This window comes from Streptomyces humidus (assembly GCF_014649655.1).
In the GTDB taxonomy this organism is placed as follows: Bacteria; Actinomycetota; Actinomycetes; order Streptomycetales; family Streptomycetaceae; genus Streptomyces; species Streptomyces humidus.
In genome coordinates this window covers 1-1,135 of sequence record NZ_BMTL01000136.1, presented here as the reverse complement: position 1 = coordinate 1,135, position 1,135 = coordinate 1, and the positions used below count along the sequence as shown (strand labels likewise).

The 1,135-nt window shown below is 71.7% G+C and carries 1 protein-coding gene; it reads left to right on the top strand.

The features are described from left to right. On the top strand, positions 1-1,122 hold a 1,122-nt coding region (locus IE239_RS41425), incomplete at its 5' end, for a DUF418 domain-containing protein (RefSeq protein WP_190154601.1). Positions 1,123-1,135 lie beyond the last annotated feature (13 nt).

Below are 1,135 nucleotides of genomic sequence, written 5' to 3'. Positions count from 1 at the left end.
GTGCACGTCGGCCCCTTTCCCACGCCGGGGGGCGGCGTCGGCGACTGGTTCCTGGAGCTGGCGAGCGGCCGGGCGTCCGCGCTGTTCGCCACCCTCGCCGGGTTCTCGCTGATGCTGATCGCAGGCCGCTTCGAGCCGAAGACCGGACCGGCCGGCAGGCAGGCGAGAGCCCGGATCGTGATCCGGGCCGTGATCCTGCTGGTGCTGGGCACCGCGTTGGCGATGACCGACTTCGGCGGCGCGGGGATCCTCAACTTCTACGCGCTGTACTTCCTGCTGGCCCTGCCCCTGCTGAGGCTGCGGGCCAGGACGCTCGCGATCATCGCGGGCACGCTCGCGATCGTCACGCCGCAGGTGGCGTACGTGATCCGGGCGCTGCTCACCGAGTCGACCGTGCACAGCATCGACTCCTGGGACCCGATCGCGCGACTGTCCGGCGTGGGCCTGCTCGATCTCCTGCTCACCGGCCTCTACCCGGCGATCACCTGGATGACGTTCGTGGTCACCGGCATGACGCTGGGCAGGCTGGACCTGGCCTCCGGCGCGGTCCGGCGGCGGCTGGCCGTGGTCGGTCCCGCGATGATCGCGTTCGGGTACGGCGTCTCGTGGCTGGCGCTGCGGCTGACCGGCGGCGCGGAGAAGATCATGGCCGGGATGCCCGACATGAAGGACCCGGGCCTCATGAAGGATCCCGGCGCGGCATCGGGCTCCTTCGACATGCCGGTCGGCGGTGGGCTGGGAGGCGCCGACGCGTGGGGGCTGCTGGCGGCCGAGCCGCACAGCGGTTCCACGTTCGACCTCATCGGCAGTCTGGGTATCGCGATCACCGTGCTGCTGTGCCTGACGGTGGCCCTGGACCGACTGCCGTGGCTGCGCCGGGCGGCGACGCCGGTCATCGCCGTCGGCACCATGTCCCTGACCCTCTACGTCGGCCACATCCTGGTGATCCTCGCCCTGCCCGGCGAGGCGGCCACCCCGCCGCAGTCCGCCTCCACCGCGCTGCTGCTCTGCTTCATCGCCGGGGCCACCGTGTTCGCGGCGGTCTGGTCCCGCTTCTTCCGCCGCGGACCGCTGGAGCACCTGCTCAACAACGCCACGAAACTGGCACATCGCGTCCGCTGAGCCTCGGGCGGGC